The following is a 20,879-nucleotide window of genomic DNA, read 5'->3' as shown; positions in this document are numbered from 1 at the left end:
CCCCTTAGCTCAGGCGCAGGCGGCTCGCGCCCACCAGCCAGCTGTAAATCAGATAAAGCACCACGGTCGCCAGGAGCAGCAGGCCGCCAAGGGCGGTCGCCATGCCCCAGTTGATACTGGTGTTGGTGTAGAAGGCGACGAAGTAGCTGACCATCTGATCGTTCGGGCTGCCCAGCAACGCCGGGGTGATGTAGTAGCCGATGGCGAGGATGAACACCAACAGGCAACCGGCGCCGACACCGGCATAGGTCTGCGGGAAGTACACCCGCCAGAAGCTGGCGAACGGGTGGCAGCCCAGGGAAATCGCCGCTCGCATGTAGGTCGGCGAGATGCCTTTCATCACGCTGTAGATCGGCAGAATCATGAACGGCAACAGGATGTGCACCATGGAGATGTAGACGCCGATGCGGTTGAACACCAGCTCCACCGGTTTATCGATGATGCCCATGGCCATCAGGCCGCTGTTGATCAAGCCACCTGACTGCAGCAAGACAATCCACGCCGCGACACGCACCAGGATCGAGGTCCAGAACGGCAACAGCACCAGGATCATCAGCAGGTTGCTCTGCCGCGACGGCAGGTTCGCCAGCAGGTAAGCCAGTGGATAGGCCAGCACCAGGCAGATCACGGTAATGATCAGGCCCATCCAGAAGGTGCGGGCAAAAATGTCGAGGTAAATCGCCTGATCGGGCGTGGCCGGAGCCAATTCACCCAGGTCGTCGATGCGGTGATCGACGGCAGCCAGCAGATAATACGGCGTGATGCTGCTGGTGTTGCGGCGTACGGCTTGCCAGTACGCCGGGTCACCCCAACGCTCGTCGAGGCCTTCCAGCGCTTCTTTATAGGAGGCCGGTTCGGTTGCGAACGGCAAGGCGCGTGCGGTTTTGGTCAGCAGGCTGCGGTAGCCGGCCAACTCCATGTTCAAGCGCTTGGACAAATCGCCCAGGGTCTGATTCTTGCGGGCTTCGGCAAGGTCTTCGCTGGCAGCCTTGTAGACCGGTTCAGCGGGCAGGCCACGGCCGTCCCAGCTGGCGATGGCGGCCACAGTGCGCGGCATGCCGCCGACCACTTCCGGGTTGCCCACGCTTTTGTAGAGTAGCGCCGCGATCGGCACCAGGAACACCAGCAACAGAAACAGCACCAACGGTGCGATCAACGCCTGGGCCTTCCAGCGGTTGACCCGCTCGGCGTGCTTGAGCCGCTGCTTCAAGGTGGGGTCAGTGCCCGCGTTCACGGGAACGGCGATAGCCATGGCGTACTCCGGAAATCTTTTGATCATTGCAGAGGCGGGAAACCACCTCGATCGTTTAATGCACACAACCCTAATGTGGGAGCGGGCTTGCTCGCGAAAGCGGAGTGTCAGTCAACAATGATGCTGAATGTGCTGACGTCTTCGCGAGCAGGCTCGCTCCTACAGCGTAAGCCCGCGGTGCGGTCTTACTTGGCAGCCCAGGAATTGAAGCGCTGTTCCAGTTGCTCGCCGTTGTCAGCCCAGAAGCTGACGTCGATCTGCACCTGGTTGGCGATGTTTTCCGGGGTGGTCGGCATGTCTTTCAGGACATCCTTGGCCAGCAGCGGTACGGCTTGGGTGTTGGCCGGGCCGTAGGCGATGTTTTCCGAGTAAGTCTTCTGCTGCTGCGGCTGCACCGAGAAGGCGATGAATTTCTTCGCCGCGTCAGCACGTGCTTTGTCCAGACCTTTTGGAATGGCCCATGCGTCGAAGTCGTAGATGCCGCCGTTCCACACCACTTTCAGGTTGCTTTCTTTCTGCACGGCAGCGATGCGACCGTTGTAGGCCGAGCTCATGACCACGTCACCGGAGGCAAGGTACTGCGGCGGTTGTGCGCCGGCTTCCCACCATTGGATGTTTGGCTTGAGTTCATCGAGTTTCTTGAATGCGCGGTCCTGACCGTCCTTGCCGGCCAGCACTTTGTAGACGTCTTTCGGCGCAACGCCGTCGGCCATCAGTGCGAATTCCAGGGTGTACTTGGCGCCTTTACGCAGGCCACGCTTACCCGGGAATTGCTTGGTGTCCCAGAAGTCCACCCAGCTGGTCGGTGCGGTTTTCAACTTGTCGGCGTTGTAGGCCAACACGGTCGACCACACAAAGAAGCCCACGCCGCATGGCTGGATGGCGCCTTTGACGTAGTCCTCGGTCTTGCCGAACAGGGCCGGATCGAGTTGCTCGAACATATCTTCATCGCAGCCACGGGACAGTTCCGGCGATTCGACTTCTACCAGATCCCAGGACACGCTCTTGGTGTCGACCATGGCTTTGACCTTGGCCATCTCACCGTTGTATTCGCCTGCCACAATCTTGCCGTTGCCTGCCGCTTCCCACGGTGCGTAGAAGGCTTTGACCTGCGCGGCCTTGTTTGCCCCGCCAAAGGACACCACGGTCAGGTCCGGGCCAGCAGCCATTGCGCTCGCTGCCCCCATCATGCCCAGTGCCAGAGCGGTGAATTTCAGGGATCTCAACATTTATTGTTCTCTCCACGTGCAGGGTTGGTGTTGGTGAAGCCGGGGCGATCAGTTCGCCTCTAGAAGTGGGTCGAGCGCACGAACGTGCTCGACCTGCCAGCCAAGCGGTACCACATCACCGACCGCCAGCCCGGGATCGAGCTCGGCAATCGGTTGCTTCACGAAGAAGTCGGTCTTGCCACAGACTTCCAGGCGAACCCGGACGTGGTCGCCCAGATAGATGAATTCCTCCACCCGTCCCGAGAAACGGTTGCTGCAAGACTCGCTGGAACCATTGAGGCTCACGCGCTCCGGACGAATGGACAGGGTCACCGGCTCGCCGGTCTTACCGACATTCACCGCCAGTGCTTCAACTTTTTCACCACGACCCAGTTCGACAATGCAGCGGTCGCCTGTCTGGCTGTGCAGGCGGCCATTGAGGCGGTTGTTTTCGCCGATGAAGTTGGCGACGAAGGTGTTCTTCGGCTCTTCATAGAGCGTGCGCGGTGGCGCGATCTGCTGGATCTCGCCTTGATGGAATACCGCGACACGGTCGGACATGGTCAAGGCTTCGCCCTGGTCGTGGGTCACGTAGACCACGGTCACGCCCAGACGCTGGTGCAGGTGCTTGATTTCCATCTGCATGTGTTCACGCAGCTGTTTGTCGAGTGCGCCGAGCGGTTCGTCCATCAGCACCAGCTGCGGCTCAAACACCAAGGCGCGGGCCAAGGCCACACGCTGCTGTTGGCCGCCAGACAGTTGTGCCGGGTAACGCTGAGCAAAGGCGTCGAGTTGCACCATGCTCAACACACGCTTGACCTTGTCGCTGACATCGCTCTTGTTCAAGCCGCGCACGGTCAGGGGGAACGCCAGGTTCTCGGCGACCGTCATGTGCGGGAACAAGGCATAGTTCTGGAACACCATGCCGATGTCACGCTTGTGCGGCGGCACGTTGTTGATGGAACGCCCGGCCAGCAGGATTTCGCCCGCCGTCGGTGTTTCAAAACCGGCGAGCATCATCAGGCTGGTGGTCTTGCCGGAACCGGACGGCCCGAGCAAGGTGAGGAATTCGCCTTTGCGAATCTCCAGGTTGAGGTCTTTGACGATCAGGTTCTCGCCGTCGTAGCTCTTCTGCACTCCACGAAAGCTGACCAGAACATCATTGGCCCCTGCGCTTGAATCGACCTGGCTCATACCCACACCTTTGTTGTTGATGACTGCTGTGGACTAAGCCTAGTGGACGCTGGGGACCGCGCAAATCGGGACGCAGGAGAGAATCGCCTCAGCCGGATGGAAGGTTGGGGGTAGGGATTGCCCTACAAGGATGGCGGGATTGGGTAAATGAAGCGGCAAGCGGATAGCCGCAAGCTGCAAGAATGAGCAAAAGCGGCTTTTCAGGCATGTCGTGGATGGATATGCCACCACGGACTGTGGGAGCGGGCTTGCTCGCGAATGTGGTGTATCAGGTGTAGGGATGTCGACTGACACACCGCATTCGCGAGCAAGCCCGCTCTCACAGGGGGTATCGGTGAACCTTAGAGGAGCTTGTGCTCCATCGCGTACTTCACCAGCTCGGCCAGCGAGGTGATGTTGAGTTTCTGCATCAACCGCGCCTTGTGGGTGCTGATGGTCTTGCTGCTCAACGCCAGTTGCTGGGCGATGTCGTTGACGTTAGCGCCCTGGGCCAGGCGCTCGAACACGGAAAATTCACGCTCCGAGAGCAATGAGTGCAACGGCCGCGAATCGGTCAGGCCGACTTCGAAGACCATCCGGTCGGCCAGGTCCGGATCGATGTAACGACCTCCCGCCGCGACCCGGCGGATGGCCGTCAACAGCAGGGCCGGATCGCTGTCTTTGGTCGCGTAACCGGCAGCGCCGACTTTCAATGCCCGGGCCGCCATCTGCGCTTCATCGTGCATCGACAACACCAGGATCACCGGCGGATTGTTCAGTGCACGAATCCGTGGAATCGCCTCCAGGCCGTTCACGCCCGGCATGGAGATATCGAGCAACACCACTTCGCAGGGCACATGCCGCAAGGTCTCGAGCAACTGCTCGCCATTGCTCGCCTCCCCCACCACCAGCAAGTCCTTGGCCAGGCCGATCAATTGCTTGATGCCTTCGCGGACGATGGTGTGGTCTTCGGCTACCAATACACGGATCACGTTCTTCTCCAGATTCAAGATCGTTCGCGAGCAGGCTCGCTCCCACAAATACGGTGAGCATTCTGTGGGAGCGAGCCTGCTCGCAAAGGCGTCAGCAAAAACAACACCGCATCATCAGGCTCCATCCAATGGCACGCGCACAATCAGCGTCGTGCCCTCACCCGGCTCACTCTCAAGCGACAACTCGCCACCCATGATCAGCACCCGCTCACGCATGCCGACCAATCCAAAGGATGCCGACCTACCATCCCTAACGACAAATCCTACGCCATCATCGCTAACCGTCAGACACAACTCGTCGCCCTCAAGGTCCAGTGTCAGTTCTACAGTATGCGCCTGGGCATGCCGCATGACATTGGTCAACGCTTCCTGAAGGATTCGAAACAAGCCAATTGCCTTGGCGTCGCTGAGTACCGGCAGATTGTCCGGCACCTGCACCAGACACGGAATCTGGGTACGTGCCTCGAAACGACGCGCCTGCCACTCGATGGCCGAGGCGATGCCCGCATCGAGAATCGGTGGGCGCAACGCCGTCGCCACGTCACGTACCAACTGAAACAACTGGGCAATCAAGCGTTTCATAATGTTCAAGCGCTCGTGCAATCCCGGATCGAGTTGCGCGTAGGCCAGTTCGCACATGGACGTTTCCAGTTTGAGCACGGTCAGCATCTGGCCCAGCTCGTCGTGGACCTCCCGGGCAATACGAGCCTTCTCCTCTTCCCGCACGCTCTCCAGGTGCGCAGACAACTCCCGTAGCTGCTCCCGGGAGCTGGCCAGTTCCAGTTCAATGCGCTTGCTTTCGCTGATGTCCCAGACAATGCCGTCCCAGACGTAGGCACCGTCCTCCAATTGCCGGGTAATCGCCTTGATTTCCGCCCAGCGTTGTTCCCCCTGGCGCGTGAGAATTCTCCCTTGCCAAGACCAGTCGCTATCTGTGTCCAGCGCATGGTCCTGGGTCTGGTGATAGCTGGCCTTGTCGTCCGGATGCACCAGGCTGCGCAGGCCTTTGTCACGATGGGCCAAGGTGGCCGGCGAATAACCCACCAGGCTTTCACTGCCTTCGCTGATGTAGGCAAAGTCGATCTGGCCTGTCACTGGCGCCCTCTCCAGGCGAAAGACCAACCCGGGAACGTTCGCCGCGATCCCCTGCAACCGCGCTTCACTTTCCTGTAGGGCGGCCAGGGCGCGGCGGCGCTCGGTCACGTCGGTGAGGTAGACCACCAGATATTCGCCATCGCGAAAGCGCAGGAAGCTCAACGACACATCCGCCGGCAGGATACTGCCATCGGCCCGCAGGCAATTGGTTTCGAAACTCTGCGGCGACTCGTCGCTAGCCCTGGCGCGCTTCCACAGGTTCAACCAACGGTCCATGTGCAGGCCGGGTTCGAAGTCGATCAATGGGCGGTCGATGATCCCGCCCGACGGATACCCCAGCATGGTCTCGGCCGCGCGATTGGCGTAGCGCACGTGACTGTCCCAGTTAACCCACAGGATGCCGACGGTGCTTTGATCGATGGAAAACTGGGTGAGCCGCAGGGCCTCTTCACTGGCGACGCGCAAGGCAATGTCGTCCTGCGCCGCAGCCAGTCGCAGCTCAAGGCTGTGCTGCTGACGGCGCTGCCAGAACACGATGGCCATGCTGCTCAGCGTCAGCACCAACAACAGCAGGCAGAGGTTTTGCCAGAAACCGGGCGATTCGGTGAGTCGGGGATACTTGGGCTGCAGCCATTGGTTGTGCAGGGCTTCCAGGTCCTTGGCCGGGATCGCCCGCAGCGCGTTTTCGATAATGCCAGCCAATTCCGGCTTATCGCGCCGGGTAGCCACCCGCAGCAATTGCGGCAAGCCAATATCACCTACCACCACCAGCCCGGCGAATTCCGGCTCAATGGACAGACGCCCCAATTGCGCCTCATCAACCACGGCGTAACCGGCTTGCTGGCTCAACAATAATTGCAGCGCCTGACGCTCGGCCGGGACACCCTGCAGGTTCAGGTGCGGATAGTTTCCGCGCAGGTAATCAGCAGTAGCACTGGGCATGCGCACGGCGACGCGGGTCTGGCTGTCGAGCTTTTCCAGTTCCACCGCACCGGTGCTTTTCTGGTCGCTGACCACCAGTTGTGGCACCCGCATGTACGGGTCGGAAAACTGCCAAAGACGCAGGCCGCCGGGGGTTTGGGTCAGCCCCGGGGCGATGTCGATTTCTCCTGCGCGGGCGGCCGCCTCCAGTTGCTCAAGGTCGGAAAAGTTGCGCCAGCTCAGCTCGACTTTCAACGCCCTGGCCAGCCACTTCATCAGCTCGACGTTGACCCCGGACAAACGCTGCAAGCGGCGATCGTATTGTGCGTAGGGCGCTTGCAACACCAATCCCACCCGCAATTCGCTCTGCTGTGCCAGCCATTGCTGTTGCTTGGGCGACAGGACGGCAACGTGCGCCGGCGGCACAGCCGCCCAACCCATCAAGGGAAACCATAAGCAGCCGATAACCCACAGACAGCGAAAACGCATCATCGAACTCTCACACCCTGACAAAAACTGATCAACCCATTAGGCTGCCGGAATAAATTCTGGCCTGGAATATCCGATGCCCCCTGTCTACCGCCTGGCACTGCCAGCATTGTGCCTGTCGCTGATTCTGCCATGTGCTTTTTCCGTCGAGGCTGCCGACCCGGCCCCCGCCGCCACGCCTGATGCCACGCAAACGCCCGCCGAAGAAAAACCGGTTGAGCGTCAACCGTTGCCTGAGCGTAGTCAGGAAGAAGCGACCGCTCTCGAGCGAAAAATTCCGGCCCAGGAACAGCAGCAACTGCAAGCGGGCAGCGACACGTTCCTGGCCTTGTGGAAACCGGCCAATACTGCCGACCCCAAAGGTGCGGTGATTATCATCCCGGGCGCCGGCGAAACAGCTGACTGGCCGCAAGCAATCGGCCCGTTGCGGCGCAATTTGCCGAATGCGCAATGGAGCAGCCTGAGTATCACCTTGCCGGACCTGCAAAGCGATGTCATTGCGCCACGCATTGCGGAGGTGCCGCCAACACCCAAGGCACCTGATGCCGGCAGCAAGGACTCGACCACCGCAGCCCCCATCGAGCAGGTTGCCGGCGGTGAAGCCGAGGTGACTGACAAGCCCGTCGCCGAAACCAGCGAAGAACAGTCCAAGGCCGACGCCGAGCGGATCTTCGCCCGTATCGATGCCGCCATCGCGTTCGCCGAACAGCAAAGCGCTCGCAGCATTGTCCTGCTGGGTCATGGCACCGGTGCCTACTGGACCGCGCGCTATCTGAGCGAGAAGCAACCCTCGCAAGTCGAGCGGTTCGTCATGGTGGCTGTGCAGACACCCGCCCAGGCAACACCTGCGCTGGACGAACTCGCACCGAACCTGAAGTTGCCCACCGCAGACATCTTCTATATGGACAAGCCACTGGATCGCAACGCGGCACTGGCCCGGCTGCAAGCCAGCAAACGCCTGAAAACCTCGGCGCTCAGCCAGGTATCGCTCAAGGCGTTGCCGGGTGATGCCAAGGCGCAACAGGAGCAGTTGGTTCGTAGGGTGCGGGGCTGGCTGAATCCGCAAAACCCGGCGGACTGATAGACCCCGTCGCCCCACCCGCGAGCAGGCTCGCTCCCACATTTGATCTGCGTCGTTCACAAATCCAATGTGGGAGCGAGCCTGCTCGCGAAAGCGGTATCACAGACGAGACAAATCTATCCCGCTAGCGAAAATCCCGCCGCTGACGAATCAACGTATAAGCGTTGTGCAACTCCCGGGTCTTCTCGGTCGCCTCGCGAACCTGCAACGCCGTCGCTCCGGTGCCGGCAACCTTGTCCGGGTGATGCCGGCTGAGCAGGCGTCGGTATGCACGCTTGATCTGCGCGGGCTCGCTGGTGGCTGATACTCCCAGCAGCCGCAAGGCCTCCTGATAAGTCACGGCACCGCTGACCTGTGGACGTTTGTGCGGTTCATAGTCCATGGCCAGCGCCTGCACCTGATACGACGTCCAGCCCAGCCATTTACCCCATTGAGCAATCAATTCCCGCTCGCTGCTGCCAGCCCGGCCATCGGCCCAAATCATTCGCCAACAGGCGCGCAACACCCCTTCGGCCGCATGGGGTTGAGCGCTCAGTCGGCGCAGGTAACCGCGCAACCGGTCATTGCCTGATTTGCCGCGATTGAACGCGGCAATCGCCCGACGCTGGGCAAACTCGTTCAGTTCCAGCGAACGCATTTCCTGTCGCGCCTGCTGAATGTGAGCTTCCACTACCCGCCCATCGCACTTGGCCAGCCGTCCCAGCAACACGAACAACAATTCATCGTTACGCAGTACGGGACGACCGCCGAGTCTTTCGCGCAAATGCGCCCAACTTTGCAAGTGCAGACGCCGATCCAGCGCCTGCCCCAACAAGGCACCGAGCATGGCCCCCGGAATGCTGGCAATGGCAAAGCCCGCTCCGGCTCCGATCAGAGTCCCTGGCCATAGCATGTCAGCGTCTCGCTTCGATCAGGGTTTCAGCTTCGGCCAAGCGCTCGTGAGTGCCGACATCGACCCACAGCCCGTTCAAGCGTTCGCCGGACACCTGCCCGTTCGCCATTGCAGTACGCAGCAACGGCGCCAGCTTGAATGCCCCGGCAGTGCATCCTTCGAACAGCTGCGGATGGAGCACGGCGATGCCGCTATACGTCAGGTTGGCGGCGCCGGGCAAACCGTCAGAGACTTGCCCGTCAATCAGCTGGAAATCCCCGGCCGGGTGATGGGCCGGGTTGTTGGCCAGTACGAGATGAGCAAGGCCGACAATGGGTTGATGCAGCACGCTGAAGTCGTAATCGGTCCAGATATCGCCATTGACCACGACAAAAGCCTCATCTCCCAGCAACGGTAACGCGCGGAAAATACCACCGCCGGTCTCCAGAGGCTCCCCTTCCGGCGAATACTGAATGCTTACGCCATAACGCGAACCATCGCCCAGGTAGTCTTCGATCTGCTGACCGAGCCACGCATGGTTGATCACTATTTCGGTAAAGCCGGCAGCGGCCAGCGCATGCAGGTGGTACTCGATCAGCGGCACTCCGCCTGCCCGGACCAGCGGTTTTGGCGTAGTCAGGGTCAGCGGGCGCATGCGCTCGCCTTTGCCTGCCGCCAGGATCATCGCCTTCATGCCTTCACCCCGGCCCGCAGACTGGCCAACAACACATCCAGCTCGGCCAGCTCAGGCCGACGCGCAATCACGGCTTCTATATAGGCGAAAAAGCGCGGGACATCGCTCAGGTAGCGCGGTTTGCCATCGCGATGGCAGATGCGGGCAAAGATGCCGATCACTTTCAAGTGACGCTGCACGCCCATCAAGTCGCTGGCACGCAGGAAATCTTCAAAATCCGGCTGCACCGGAATATTCAGCGCAGCCGCCTGCTGCCAATAACTTTCCAGCCAGCCGCGCACGCGCTCTTCCGGCCAGCTAAGGAAAGCGTCCTTGAACAGACAGGTCACGTCATAGGTTACCGGGCCGTAAACCGCGTCCTGGAAATCCAGCACACCGGGATTCGGTTCACTGAGCATCAAGTTGCGCGGCATGTAGTCGCGGTGCACCAGGACTTTCGGCTGGGCCAGGGCGCTGTCGATCAGCAGATCGCTGACCTGTTGCCAGAGCACTTGCTGTGCCGCATCGAATTCGATGCCCAGCTCACGCTTCACGTACCACTCCGGGAACAATTCGAGCTCGCGACGCAGTAACGCCACGTCATAACTCGGCAGCGGCGCAACCATCGGCAACTGCTGAAAAGCCAGTAGCGCTTGCAGGGCATCGTTGAACAAATCGTCGGCGTTTTCGCTGTCGATCACATCCAGATAGGTCTTGTTGCCCAGGTCATTGAGCAAAAGAAAACCGCGCTCGAGGTCTTCAGCATAAATTTTCGGCACATTTATTCCGGATTTCGCCAGCAAAAAAGCGATATCCACGAAAGGTTTACAGTTTTCCTGGGGTGGCGGCGCGTCCATCACGATGAAACTTTTACCCGCGCCCTCCCAGCGAAAATAACGTCGAAAACTCGCGTCACTGCTGGCCGCAGTCAACGTGGCCGGGGGTACGGCACCCCAGTTCTGTTCTGCAAAAAGGATCGCCAATTGTTCATCGAGCCAAACTTTCAGGTGTTGCAAACGTACATCTTGGTCAGGCATTGCAAGGGTCTCCGACGGCGCTAGCCGTCAAGCGGGTCATGCTTTATTATCCAGCATCTTTTTCAGACCATCGAGAGGCGTGCGGCCCACACCGCGAGCAGATGGCACGCAGGAAGCCCGGACTAATAAGATGGCATTGAAATCCCCCGCGTTTCGTAAAAAATTTCCGTTGTTGGTAACCGGCAGTCTGCTGGCCTTGCAACCTCTAGCCACTTCCTTCGTGGTCGCCGCAGAACAGTATGACTGCTCAGTCTCTGCTTCGGGTGCCTGGGATTGTGCGCCTAAAAAACCGGCGGCAGCCTTGCCTCCGCGCCCGGTCCATGACGGCAGTGCAGTCAGCGCTACCGGCGAGGCCGCGGCACAGGATGGCACCAGCGAAGAAACCGGCACCAAGGGCACCCTCGTTACCGAAGCGAAAGGCCGCGGCCTGAAGTCGCGTAGCGAAGACTACAGCCACCTCGACTGGGTTCCCCGCGAGCAGCTCACCGCAGCACAACTTGCCGAAACCGGTCCTTATTGCTCTGGTTCCTATATCGAACCGATTCGTCCTGGCATGAATGACAAGACGAGCAAAAGTGACGCACCGACCTTTATCGGCGCGAAAGCTTCCCGCTACAAGCAAGATGAGCAAGTTGCCACCTTGGCCGGTGATGTGGTCATGCGCCAGGGCAGCATGCAGGTCGAGGCCGACGAAGCCAACCTGTACCAAGCTGAAAGCCGTGGCGAACTGGCCGGTAATGTGCGCATTCGCGACAACGGTGCATTGATCGTGGGCGACCACGCCGACGTGCAACTCGACACCGGCGAAGCCAAGGTCGACAACGCTGAATACGTGATGCACAAATCCCGCATCCGCGGCAACGCGCTGTACGCCAAACGTGCCGAGAACGCGATCATCCGCCTCAAGGATGGTACGTACACCACGTGCGAACCGAACAGCAACGCCTGGCAACTCAAGGGCAACAACATCACCTTGAACCCTGCCACCGGCTTCGGTACTGCGACCAACGTGACACTGCGAGTCAAGGACATTCCAGTCCTGTACACGCCGTACATTTATTTCCCGATCGACGACCGTCGCCAGTCCGGTTTCCTGCCGCCGACCATCGGCAGCGGCAGCGATACGGGCTTTCTGCTCGTTACGCCGTACTACTTCAACCTGGCACCGAACTACGATGCCACGTTGTATCCGCGCTACATGAGCAAGCACGGCCTGTTGATGGAAGGCGAATTCCGCTACCTGACCAAGTCCAGCGAAGGTCAGTTCGGCGCCGCGTACCTCAACGACGAGGACAACGAGCGCGAGTTGCAGAGCGACTACGACAAGACCCGCTACATGTACAACTGGCAACACAAGGGCGGTCTCGATTCGCGCGTCCTCACGCAAGTCGACTACACCAAGATCAGCGATCCTTACTACTTCCAGGACCTGCAGACCGACCAGATCGGCGTGAAAAGCTCCGACTTCGTGAACCAGCAAGGTTCCGTCAGCTATCGCGGCGACAGCTACACCGCGCGCATCAACGCCCAGGCTTACCAACTGGCGACCGTGTCGAACATCACGCCGTATGACCGCTTGCCGCAAATCACCTTCGACGGGGCGCTGCCGTATCATCCAAACGGCCTGGATTTCACCTACAACACTGAAATCGTGCGATTCGACCGCGACCTGAGAAACGGCAGCTTTACCGATGAAGACGGCAACGTCGAGCCGCGTCTCGACACCAACGTTCAAGGTCTGGCACGCGCCAACGGTGATCGCCTAAACCTTGCTCCGGCCGTCGCCCTGCCTCTGGAATGGACCTATGGCTTCCTGAAGCCAAAGCTCAAGTACCAGTACACGCAGTATGATCTGGATCTGGACAGCATCGGCAAAAGCCAAATTGTGGCTCAAGATCAAGCCGCAGCTGCGGCCGGGACTGAGAATCTCAATGGTCATTTTGACAGCAACCAAAATCGTGGCGTGCCAATCGCCAGCATCGACAGCGGCCTGTATTTCGACCGCAATACCCAATGGTTCGGCAAGAACTATCGCCAGACCCTTGAACCTCGCCTGTTCTATCTCTATGTGCCCGAGAAGGATCAGGAAGACATTCCAGTATTCGATACCAGCGAGTACACCTTCAACTACGCGTCGTTGTTCCGCGACAACCGTTTCTCCGGCTCCGACCGTGTCGGCGACGAGAACAAGCTGTCGCTGGGCGTGACCAGCCGCTGGATCGAGGACAATGGCTTCGAGCGTCAACGCATCAGCGTCGGCCAGGCCTTGTACTTCAAGGATCGCGAAGTCCAGTTGCCGGGTATCGATGCCAAGACTCGCGAAGATGCTCACTCCAACGTGTCCCCTTACGCGCTGGAATACGAATATCGCTGGAACCGCGACTGGCGCACGACTGCCGATTACAACTGGGACCCGGACAGCCGCAGCCCTCGCTCGGGTAGCGCGATGTTCCACTACCAGCCTGAAGACAACCCGAACAAGGTCATCAACGCCGGCTATCGCTATCGTAATGACCAGGTCCGTTATGACCAGACCACAGGTAAATGGAGCGTGGGCGGTGGTGATTATGGAACCCCGGGTACTCCTGGCTACGTGAAGGATTACTACAAGATCGAACAGCACGACTTCTCGGTGATCTGGCCGATCGTGCCGCAATGGAACGCCATCAGCCGTTGGCAGTACGACTACAACCGCAACCGTACGCTGGAGGCCTTCGGTGGCTTCGAGTACGACAACTGCTGCTGGAAACTGCGCCTGATCAATCGTTACTGGGTTTCCTATGACGAATTCAGTCAGGAAGCACCGCAAAACGAAAAAGGCGACCATGGCGTCTTCCTCCAAATTGTTCTGAAGGGACTCGGCGGCCTCACCGGCGCCAAGGTAGAGAGCTTCCTCGACAAAGGCATCCAAGGTTATCGTGAACGTGAAGACCAAGCTTTCTGATTGTCTGCGCCCGCTGTTGCTGGGCGCGCTGTTCCTGGGTACCGCGGCCAACGCTGCGGTACAGTCCATCGACAAGGTGGTGGCTATCGTCGACAACGACGTGGTCATGCAGAGCCAACTGGACCAGCGCGTTCATGAAGTTCAGCAAACCATTGCCAAGCGCGGCTCTGCCGTGCCGCCGGCCGGCGTACTGGAACAACAGGTGCTTGAGCGCCTGATCGTCGAGAACCTGCAACTGCAGATCGGCGAACGCTCCGGTATCCGGATCACCGATGAAGAACTGAACCAGGCTGTCGGCACTATTGCCCAGCGCAACAACATGACCGTCGATCAATTCCGCGCCGCCCTGACTCGCGACGGCCTGTCTTACGACGATGCACGCGACCAGATCCGCCGCGAGATGGTCATCAGCCGCGTGCGCCAACGCCGTGTGGCCGAGCGCATCCAGGTGTCCGAGCAGGAAGTGAAAAACTTCCTGGCGTCCGATCTTGGCAAGATGCAGCTGTCCGAAGAGTTTCGCCTGGCCAATATCCTGATTCCTACGCCGGAAAGCGCCAACTCCGACGCGATTCAGAATGCCGCCAGACAGGCTGATGCGGTTTACCAGCAACTCAAGCAAGGCGCTGACTTCGGTCAGCTGGCCATCGCCAAATCCGCCAGTGAGACTGCACTGGAAGGTGGCGACATGGGCTGGCGTAAAGCCGCTCAACTGCCACCGCCGTTTGATCGCCTGCTAAGCACCATGGCCGTCGGCGACATCACCCAGCCAATGCGTACGCCGGGCGGCTTCATCATCCTGAAGATCACCGACAAGCGTGGTGGTGAAGCTCAGGTACGTGACGAAGTGCATGTGCGACACATCCTGGTCAAACCGAGCCCGATCCGCGACGAAGCGAAAACCAAGGCACTGGCTGAGTCGCTCTACACCCGTATAGAAGCTGGCGAAGATTTCAGCGAACTGGCCAAAAGCTACTCCGAAGATCCGGGCTCGGCGCTCAATGGCGGCGATCTGAACTGGATCGACCCGAACGCACTGGTTCCGGAGTTCCGCGAAGTGATGGCCAAGACCCCACAAGGTCAGCTGTCCAAGCCGTTCCAGACTCAATATGGCTGGCACGTCCTGGAAGTCCTTGGCCGTCGCGCCACCGATAGCACCACCCAGGCTCGCGAGCAGCAGGCCATGACCGTACTGCGCAACCGCAAATACGACGAAGAGCTGCAAACCTGGCTGCGTCAGATCCGTGACGAAGCGTACGTGGAAATCAAACTCCCTGGCGCCGACCAGGCAGCGCAGTGAAACCCAAACGTTTCGCGCTGACACCCGGCGAACCGGCCGGCATAGGTCCCGACCTGTGCCTGCTGCTCGCCTCGCACGCCCAGCCACACCCCCTGATTGCCATTACCAGTCGCGACCTGCTCCTTGAGCGGGCCGCGCAACTGGGTGTGGCTGTCAATTTGCTGCCGGTCACCCCGGACAACTGGCCGGACACACCCGCACCCGCCGATAGCCTGTATGTCTGGGATACACCGCTAAACGCCAAGGTCGTCGCCGGGCAGCTGGACAAGGCCAATGCCGCTTTCGTTCTGGAAACCCTGACCCGCGCTGGTCAAGGCTGCCTGGACGGGCACTTTGCCGGGATGATCACCGCGCCGGTGCACAAGGGCGTGATCAACGAATCCGGGATCGCCTTTTCCGGACATACGGAATTTCTCGCCGACCTGACCCAGACCGCACAAGTGGTGATGATGCTCGCCACTCGCGGATTGCGTGTAGCGCTGGTCACCACCCACCTGCCCCTGCGCGACATTGCCGATGCAATCACTCCGGAGCGTCTGGAACGGGTCACGCGAATCCTGCACACCGACCTGAAAGAAAAGTTCGGCATCGCCCAGCCACGCATTCTGGTGTGCGGGCTCAACCCCCATGCCGGTGAAGGCGGACACCTGGGCCATGAAGAAATCGATATCATCGAACCCACATTAGAGCGCCTGCGCGGCGAAGGCATGGACCTGCGTGGCCCCCTGCCCGCCGACACTCTGTTTACCCCCAAATATCTGGAGCACTGCGACGCGGTGCTGGCGATGTACCATGACCAGGGCCTGCCCGTGCTGAAATACAAAGGCTTCGGCGCAGCAGTCAACGTGACCCTCGGCTTGCCGATCATTCGTACGTCAGTCGACCACGGCACCGCCCTGGATCTGGCCGGCAGCGGCAAAATAGACACCGGCAGCCTGCAAGTCGCCCTGGAAACCGCCTACCAGATGGCCGAGACCCGTTTATGACCGAGCACTACCAACACCGGGCGCGCAAGCGCTTCGGCCAGAACTTTTTGCACGATGCCGGCGTTATCGACCGCATCCTGCGCTCCATCCACGCCAAACCCGAAGACCGGATGCTTGAAATCGGCCCGGGCCAGGGTGCGCTGACTCAAGGCCTGCTCAATAGCGGCGCCCAACTCGACGTGGTGGAACTGGATAAGGACCTGGTCCCGATCCTCAACCAGCAATTCGCGGGCAAGAGCAACTTCAACCTGCATCAGGGTGATGCGCTGAAGTTCGACTTCAATACCCTGAACGCCGCACCGAACAGCCTGCGCGTAGTCGGCAACCTGCCCTACAACATCTCTACGCCGCTGATTTTCCACCTGCTGCACAACGCCCACCTGATTCGCGACATGCACTTCATGCTGCAAAAGGAAGTGGTTGAGCGCCTGGCGGCAGGACCAGGCGGTGGTGACTGGGGTCGGCTGTCGATCATGGTCCAGTACCATTGCCGGGTTGAGCACCTGTTCAACGTTGGCCCGAGAGCGTTCAATCCGCCACCGAAAGTCGATTCGGCCATCGTGCGACTGGTGCCTCACGCCGTGCTGCCGCATCCGGCCAAGGACCACCGACTGTTGGAGCGCGTCGTGCGCGAAGCCTTCAATCAGCGTCGCAAGACCCTGCGCAATACCCTCAAGTTGCTGCTGAGCAACGCCGAAATCGAAGCCGCCGGCGTCGACGGCAGCTTGCGTCCCGAGCAACTCGACCTGGCCGCCTTCGTGCGCCTGGCCGACAAACTCAGCGAGCAATCCCTGCAAAAGCCTGCGGACGCCTGACAGCCCCCGGCGTTATCGGGTAGGACACCAGCGCCCATGTCTGGTTTACTACCCGATACTTGGCCTAGACTGAACTCAATCAGCTACGCCCCGCGTCCCGCTTCGTTTTTAAGGCCTCTTGCATGTCCGATCCCCGTTATCAGGTCGACGTCAGCGTCGTCACCCACTATCTGGCAGAACAATCGCAACCCGAACAAGACCGCTTTGCCTTCGCCTACACCATCACCGTGAAAAACAATGGCCTGATTCCAGCCAAACTGTTGTCGCGGCACTGGGTGATCACCGATGGCGACGGACATGTCGAAGAGGTTCGTGGTGCGGGCGTGGTTGGCCAGCAACCGTTGATCGAGGCCGGCAAGAGTCACACCTACAGCAGCGGCACGGTCATGACCACCAAGGTGGGCACCATGCAAGGCAGCTATCAGATGATTGCCGACGACGGCAAGCAATTCGACGCCATCATCGCACCGTTCCGCCTGGCGGTGCCCGGAGCCCTGCACTGATGGCGACGTACGCCGTCGGCGATCTGCAGGGCTGCCTGGAAGCCCTGCAGTGCCTGCTCAAGCAAGTTGCTTTTGACCCGACAAAGGATCGCCTGTGGCTGGTCGGCGACCTGGTCAATCGCGGCCCGCAATCGCTCGATACCTTGCGTTTCCTCTACAGCATCCGCGAATCGCTGGTTTGCGTACTGGGCAACCACGACCTGCACCTGCTGGCCGCCGGACAGAACATCGAACGCCTGAAGAAAGCCGACACCCTGCGCGAAATCATCGATGCACCGGACCGCGCCGAGCTGCTGGACTGGCTGCGCCAGCAAAAACTCATGCATTACGACGAGCAACGCAATGTGGCATTGGTACATGCCGGCATTCCACCGCAATGGTCGCTACGCAAAGCCCTGAAGTGTGCCGCCGAGGTTGAGGCTGCCTTGCGCGACGACAACCTGTTCCCGCCCTACCTTGACGGCATGTACGGCAACGACCCGGCGAAATGGGACAATGACCTCAAAGGCGTGACCCGCCTGCGGGTGATCACCAACTATTTCACCCGCATGCGTTTCTGTACCGCCGAAGGCAAGCTTGACCTCAAGAGCAAGGAAGGACTCGACAGTGCGCCGCCGGGCTACAAGCCCTGGTTTCTGCACAAGGAACGCAAAACCAAGGGCCTGAAGATCATCTTTGGTCACTGGGCCGCACTGGAAGGCAAAGTCCTCGAGCCGGGTATCTCGGCCCTCGATACTGGCTGCGTCTGGGGTGGCGCCCTGACACTGATGAATATCGACAGCGGCGAACGCCTGTCCTGCAAATGCGATGAGCATGGCCATGCCGCCAAGCCAGCAGTCGCCCCACTCATTCCCGAACCATCGTCAGCCAGCGCCCCGCGCTAGACTGCGCTTTCAGCCGAGCCACAGGAGCCCGCCATGAGCGAATTCAAACGTATTCCCCCGGAACAGGCCCAGACCCTGCGCGAACAAGGCGCCGTGGTGGTCGACATCCGCGATCCACAAACCTACGCTGCGTTGCACATCGCCGGCTCGAAGCATCTGGATAACCACTCCATCTCCGATTTCATCCGCAACGCTGATCTCGATGCACCGCTAGTGGTGGTCTGCTACCACGGCAATTCCAGCCAGAGCGCTGCCGCGTACCTGATCAGCCAGGGCTTTTCCGACGTCTACAGCATGGATGGTGGTTTTGAGCTATGGCGTACGACCTATCCTACGGAAACAGCGCAAGGCTCTTCCGAATAATTTTTTTGTAACGCGCAAGCCCCCGGCTTGCGCGGGCTAGCGCGGTGGCAGACGAACGGTCTGCCACAACTAATTACGTATCCAGCCTTTACCTCCCGAATTCCCAACTATCCTTAAGCGCAGGCCATCCAAAACAGGGGAGAGCCGGTACACCGGCGCGCGGATCATCGGGAGTAGCTTTCGAAGCAGTTAACTTCGGAAGAGTTCTGGGGGGTAAACAGCGACCGCCTGTTCGGTTGCTGCCAGCATCGACTGAGTGATCCGGCGTCGGCTCCACGTATCGAGCGAGGTGACGTCATGAGTATCTTTAGCCACTTCCAACAACGTTTCGAGTCCACACGCCAGGAAGAACTCTCGCTGCAGGAGTATCTGGAACTGTGCAAAAAGGACCGTAGCGCCTACGTTTCCGCCGCCGAGCGTCTGCTCCTGGCCATCGGTGAGCCGGAGCTACTCGACACCTCGACCAACTCGAGACTGTCGCGAATTTTCTCCAACAAGGTGATTCGCCGCTATCCGGCCTTTGAAGACTTCCACGGGATGGAAGAGTGCATCGACCAGATCGTGTCGTATTTCCGCCATGCCGCTCAGGGCCTGGAAGAGAAGAAGCAGATTCTTTACCTGCTCGGCCCTGTCGGTGGTGGTAAATCGTCCCTGGCCGAAAAGCTGAAGCAACTGATGGAAAAAGTGCCCTTCTATGCGATCAAGGGCTCGCCGGTTTTCGAATCGCCTCTGGGTTTGTTCAACGCCACTGAAGATGGTGCAATCCTCGAGGAAGACTTCGGCATTCCACGGCGCTACCTCAATACCATCATGTCGCCTTGGGCAACCAAACGCCTGGCCGAATTCGGCGGCGATATCAGCCAGTTCCGTGTGGTGAAACTCTACCCGTCGATCCTCAATCAGATCGCCGTGGCCAAAACCGAGCCGGGAGATGAAAACAACCAGGACATCTCGGCACTGGTGGGCAAGGTCGATATCCGCAAACTGGAAGAATTCCCGCAGAACGACGCCGATGCCTACAGCTACTCGGGCGCACTGTGCCGGGCCAACCAGGGCCTGATGGAATTCGTCGAGATGTTCAAGGCGCCGATCAAGGTGCTGCATCCATTGCTGACCGCCACCCAGGAAGGTAACTACAACAGTACCGAAGGCTTGGGCGCCATTCCGTTTACCGGGATCCTGTTGGCCCACTCCAACGAATCGGAATGGCATACCTTCCGCAACAACAAGAACAACGAAGCCTTCATCGACCGGATCTACATCGTCAAAGTGCCGTACTGCCTGCGGGTCAGCGACGAAGTGAAGATCTACGACAAACTGCTGTTCAACAGCTCGCTGGCCAAAGCCCATTGCGCGCCCGACACCTTGAAGATGCTTGCCCAGTTCACCGTACTGTCTCGCCTGAAAGAGCCGGAAAACTCCAACATCTACTCCAAGATGCGCGTGTATGACGGCGAAAACCTCAAGGACACCGATCCGAAGGCCAAGTCGATTCAGGAATACCGCGACAACGCGGGTGTCGACGAGGGCATGAACGGCCTATCGACCCGCTTTGCGTTCAAAATCCTGTCGAAGGTCTTCAACTTCGATCCGCACGAAATTGCCGCCAACCCGGTGCACTTGCTCTATGTGCTGGAACAACAGATCGAACAGGAACAGTTCCAGGCCGAGACCCGGGAGCGCTACCTGCGCTATCTGAAGGAATACCTGGCACCGCGCTACATCGAATTCATCGGCAAGGAAATCCAGACCGCCTACCTCGAGTCTTACAGCGAGTACGGCCAGAACATCTTCGATCGCTATGTGCTGTACGCAGACTTCTGGATCCAGGACCAGGAATACCGCGATCCGGAAACCGGCGAAATCCTCAACCGCGTGGCACTGAACGAAGAACTGGAGAAAATAGAAAAACCGGCGGGCATCAGCAATCCGAAGGATTTCCGCAACGAAATCGTCAACTTCGTACTACGTGCCCGTGCCAACAACAACGGCAAAAATCCGACCTGGCTCAGCTACGAAAAACTGCGGGTGGTCATCGAGAAAAAAATGTTCTCCAACACCGAGGACCTACTGCCGGTCATCAGCTTCAATGCCAAGGCCAGCAAAGAAGACCAGCAGAAACACAACGACTTCGTCACACGGATGGTCGAGCGGGGCTACACCGACAAACAGGTACGACTGCTCTCCGAGTGGTACCTGCGGGTCAGAAAATCGCAGTAACCCGCCACCGGCAAGACCGGTTGTCGTCAGCCCGAGGCCTGTTCGTGCTTTTTCTGCTACACAGGCCTCTGGAAG

The 20,879-nt window shown here is 59.6% G+C and carries 17 protein-coding genes; 9 read left to right on the top strand and 8 right to left on the bottom strand.

The window, feature by feature from the left end; all coding sequences use genetic code 11:
* Positions 1 to 4 precede the first annotated feature (4 nt).
* The 5 genes from HNQ83_RS02995 to HNQ83_RS02975 form a co-directional block, all read right to left on the bottom strand.
* A complete protein-coding gene (locus HNQ83_RS02995) occupies positions 5 to 1,252 on the bottom strand; it encodes an ABC transporter permease (protein WP_175387593.1) in 1,248 nt (415 codons plus the stop codon).
* A 185-nt stretch (positions 1,253 to 1,437) separates the two neighbouring features.
* Positions 1,438 to 2,481 (bottom strand): ABC transporter substrate-binding protein, encoded by a 1,044-nt coding sequence (locus HNQ83_RS02990; protein WP_175387592.1) that lies wholly within the window; start codon positions 2,479 to 2,481, stop codon positions 1,438 to 1,440.
* A gap of 48 nt (positions 2,482 to 2,529) precedes the next feature.
* On the bottom strand, positions 2,530 to 3,654 hold the full coding sequence (locus HNQ83_RS02985) for an ABC transporter ATP-binding protein (RefSeq protein ID WP_175387591.1): 1,125 nt from the start codon (positions 3,652 to 3,654) through the stop codon (positions 2,530 to 2,532).
* A gap of 341 nt (positions 3,655 to 3,995) precedes the next feature.
* Positions 3,996 to 4,625: a response regulator transcription factor gene (locus HNQ83_RS02980; protein ID WP_020798801.1), complete on the bottom strand. Its 630-nt coding sequence runs from the start codon at positions 4,623 to 4,625 to the stop codon at positions 3,996 to 3,998.
* Between the two features lie 114 nt (positions 4,626 to 4,739).
* The gene (locus HNQ83_RS02975; protein WP_175387590.1) at positions 4,740 to 7,133 is read right to left on the bottom strand and encodes a PAS domain S-box protein; all 2,394 of its coding nucleotides are present in this window, start codon (positions 7,131 to 7,133) and stop codon (positions 4,740 to 4,742) included.
* 73 nt (positions 7,134 to 7,206) lie between these two features.
* Here HNQ83_RS02975 and HNQ83_RS02970 point away from each other — a divergent pair, with 73 nt between their 5' ends.
* The gene (locus HNQ83_RS02970; protein ID WP_175387589.1) at positions 7,207 to 8,211 is read left to right on the top strand and encodes an alpha/beta hydrolase family protein; all 1,005 of its coding nucleotides are present in this window, start codon (positions 7,207 to 7,209) and stop codon (positions 8,209 to 8,211) included.
* A gap of 124 nt (positions 8,212 to 8,335) precedes the next feature.
* Here HNQ83_RS02970 and HNQ83_RS02965 read toward each other — a convergent pair whose 3' ends face one another.
* Genes HNQ83_RS02965 through HNQ83_RS02955 form a run of 3 tightly spaced genes read right to left on the bottom strand, consistent with a single transcriptional unit; the run spans position 8,336 to position 10,792 of the window.
* Positions 8,336 to 9,103: a TerB family tellurite resistance protein gene (locus HNQ83_RS02965; protein WP_175387588.1), complete on the bottom strand. Its 768-nt coding sequence runs from the start codon at positions 9,101 to 9,103 to the stop codon at positions 8,336 to 8,338.
* 1 nt (position 9,104) lies between these two features.
* Positions 9,105 to 9,776, bottom strand: a complete 672-nt coding sequence (gene murU / locus HNQ83_RS02960) for an N-acetylmuramate alpha-1-phosphate uridylyltransferase MurU (protein WP_175387587.1) — start codon at positions 9,774 to 9,776, stop codon at positions 9,105 to 9,107.
* Entirely contained in the window at positions 9,773 to 10,792 is a 1,020-nt protein-coding gene (locus HNQ83_RS02955; protein ID WP_175387586.1) for an aminoglycoside phosphotransferase family protein, read from the bottom strand. Before HNQ83_RS02955 ends, murU begins: the two co-directional genes overlap by 4 nt.
* Positions 10,793 to 10,922: 130 nt before the next feature.
* Here HNQ83_RS02955 and HNQ83_RS02950 point away from each other — a divergent pair, with 130 nt between their 5' ends.
* From HNQ83_RS02950 to HNQ83_RS02915, 8 genes are all read left to right on the top strand, one after another.
* The gene (locus HNQ83_RS02950; protein ID WP_175387585.1) at positions 10,923 to 13,736 is read left to right on the top strand and encodes an LPS-assembly protein LptD; all 2,814 of its coding nucleotides are present in this window, start codon (positions 10,923 to 10,925) and stop codon (positions 13,734 to 13,736) included.
* Entirely contained in the window at positions 13,717 to 15,033 is a 1,317-nt protein-coding gene (surA, locus tag HNQ83_RS02945) for a peptidylprolyl isomerase SurA (RefSeq protein ID WP_372241870.1), read from the top strand. Before HNQ83_RS02950 ends, surA begins: the two co-directional genes overlap by 20 nt.
* On the top strand, positions 15,030 to 16,019 hold the full coding sequence (gene pdxA / locus HNQ83_RS02940) for a 4-hydroxythreonine-4-phosphate dehydrogenase PdxA (protein WP_175387583.1): 990 nt from the start codon (positions 15,030 to 15,032) through the stop codon (positions 16,017 to 16,019). The genes surA and pdxA overlap by 4 nt, the downstream gene beginning before the upstream one ends.
* Positions 16,016 to 16,834 carry a 16S rRNA (adenine(1518)-N(6)/adenine(1519)-N(6))-dimethyltransferase RsmA gene (gene rsmA / locus HNQ83_RS02935; protein WP_175387582.1) on the top strand — a complete coding sequence of 273 codons (819 nt, stop codon included), beginning with the start codon at positions 16,016 to 16,018 and terminating at the stop codon, positions 16,832 to 16,834. Before pdxA ends, rsmA begins: the two co-directional genes overlap by 4 nt.
* A gap of 122 nt (positions 16,835 to 16,956) precedes the next feature.
* Positions 16,957 to 17,337, top strand: a complete 381-nt coding sequence (apaG, locus tag HNQ83_RS02930; RefSeq protein ID WP_175387581.1) for a Co2+/Mg2+ efflux protein ApaG — start codon at positions 16,957 to 16,959, stop codon at positions 17,335 to 17,337.
* Complete coding sequence (locus tag HNQ83_RS02925; protein WP_175387580.1) at positions 17,337 to 18,221, top strand: symmetrical bis(5'-nucleosyl)-tetraphosphatase; 885 nt, start codon at positions 17,337 to 17,339, stop codon at positions 18,219 to 18,221. The genes apaG and HNQ83_RS02925 overlap by 1 nt, the downstream gene beginning before the upstream one ends.
* 33 nt (positions 18,222 to 18,254) lie before the next feature.
* Complete coding sequence (gene glpE / locus HNQ83_RS02920; protein WP_175387579.1) at positions 18,255 to 18,584, top strand: thiosulfate sulfurtransferase GlpE; 330 nt, start codon at positions 18,255 to 18,257, stop codon at positions 18,582 to 18,584.
* Positions 18,585 to 18,881: 297 nt separating this feature from the next.
* Entirely contained in the window at positions 18,882 to 20,804 is a 1,923-nt protein-coding gene (locus HNQ83_RS02915; RefSeq protein ID WP_175387578.1) for a PrkA family serine protein kinase, read from the top strand.
* Positions 20,805 to 20,879: the final 75 nt, after the last annotated feature.

It is taken from the genome of Pseudomonas sp. C2B4, from assembly GCF_013359695.1.
Lineage (GTDB): Bacteria > Pseudomonadota > Gammaproteobacteria > Pseudomonadales > Pseudomonadaceae > Aquipseudomonas.
The sequence above is the reverse complement of the archived record's forward strand: the minus strand, read 5'-3'. Positions and strand labels throughout refer to the sequence as shown.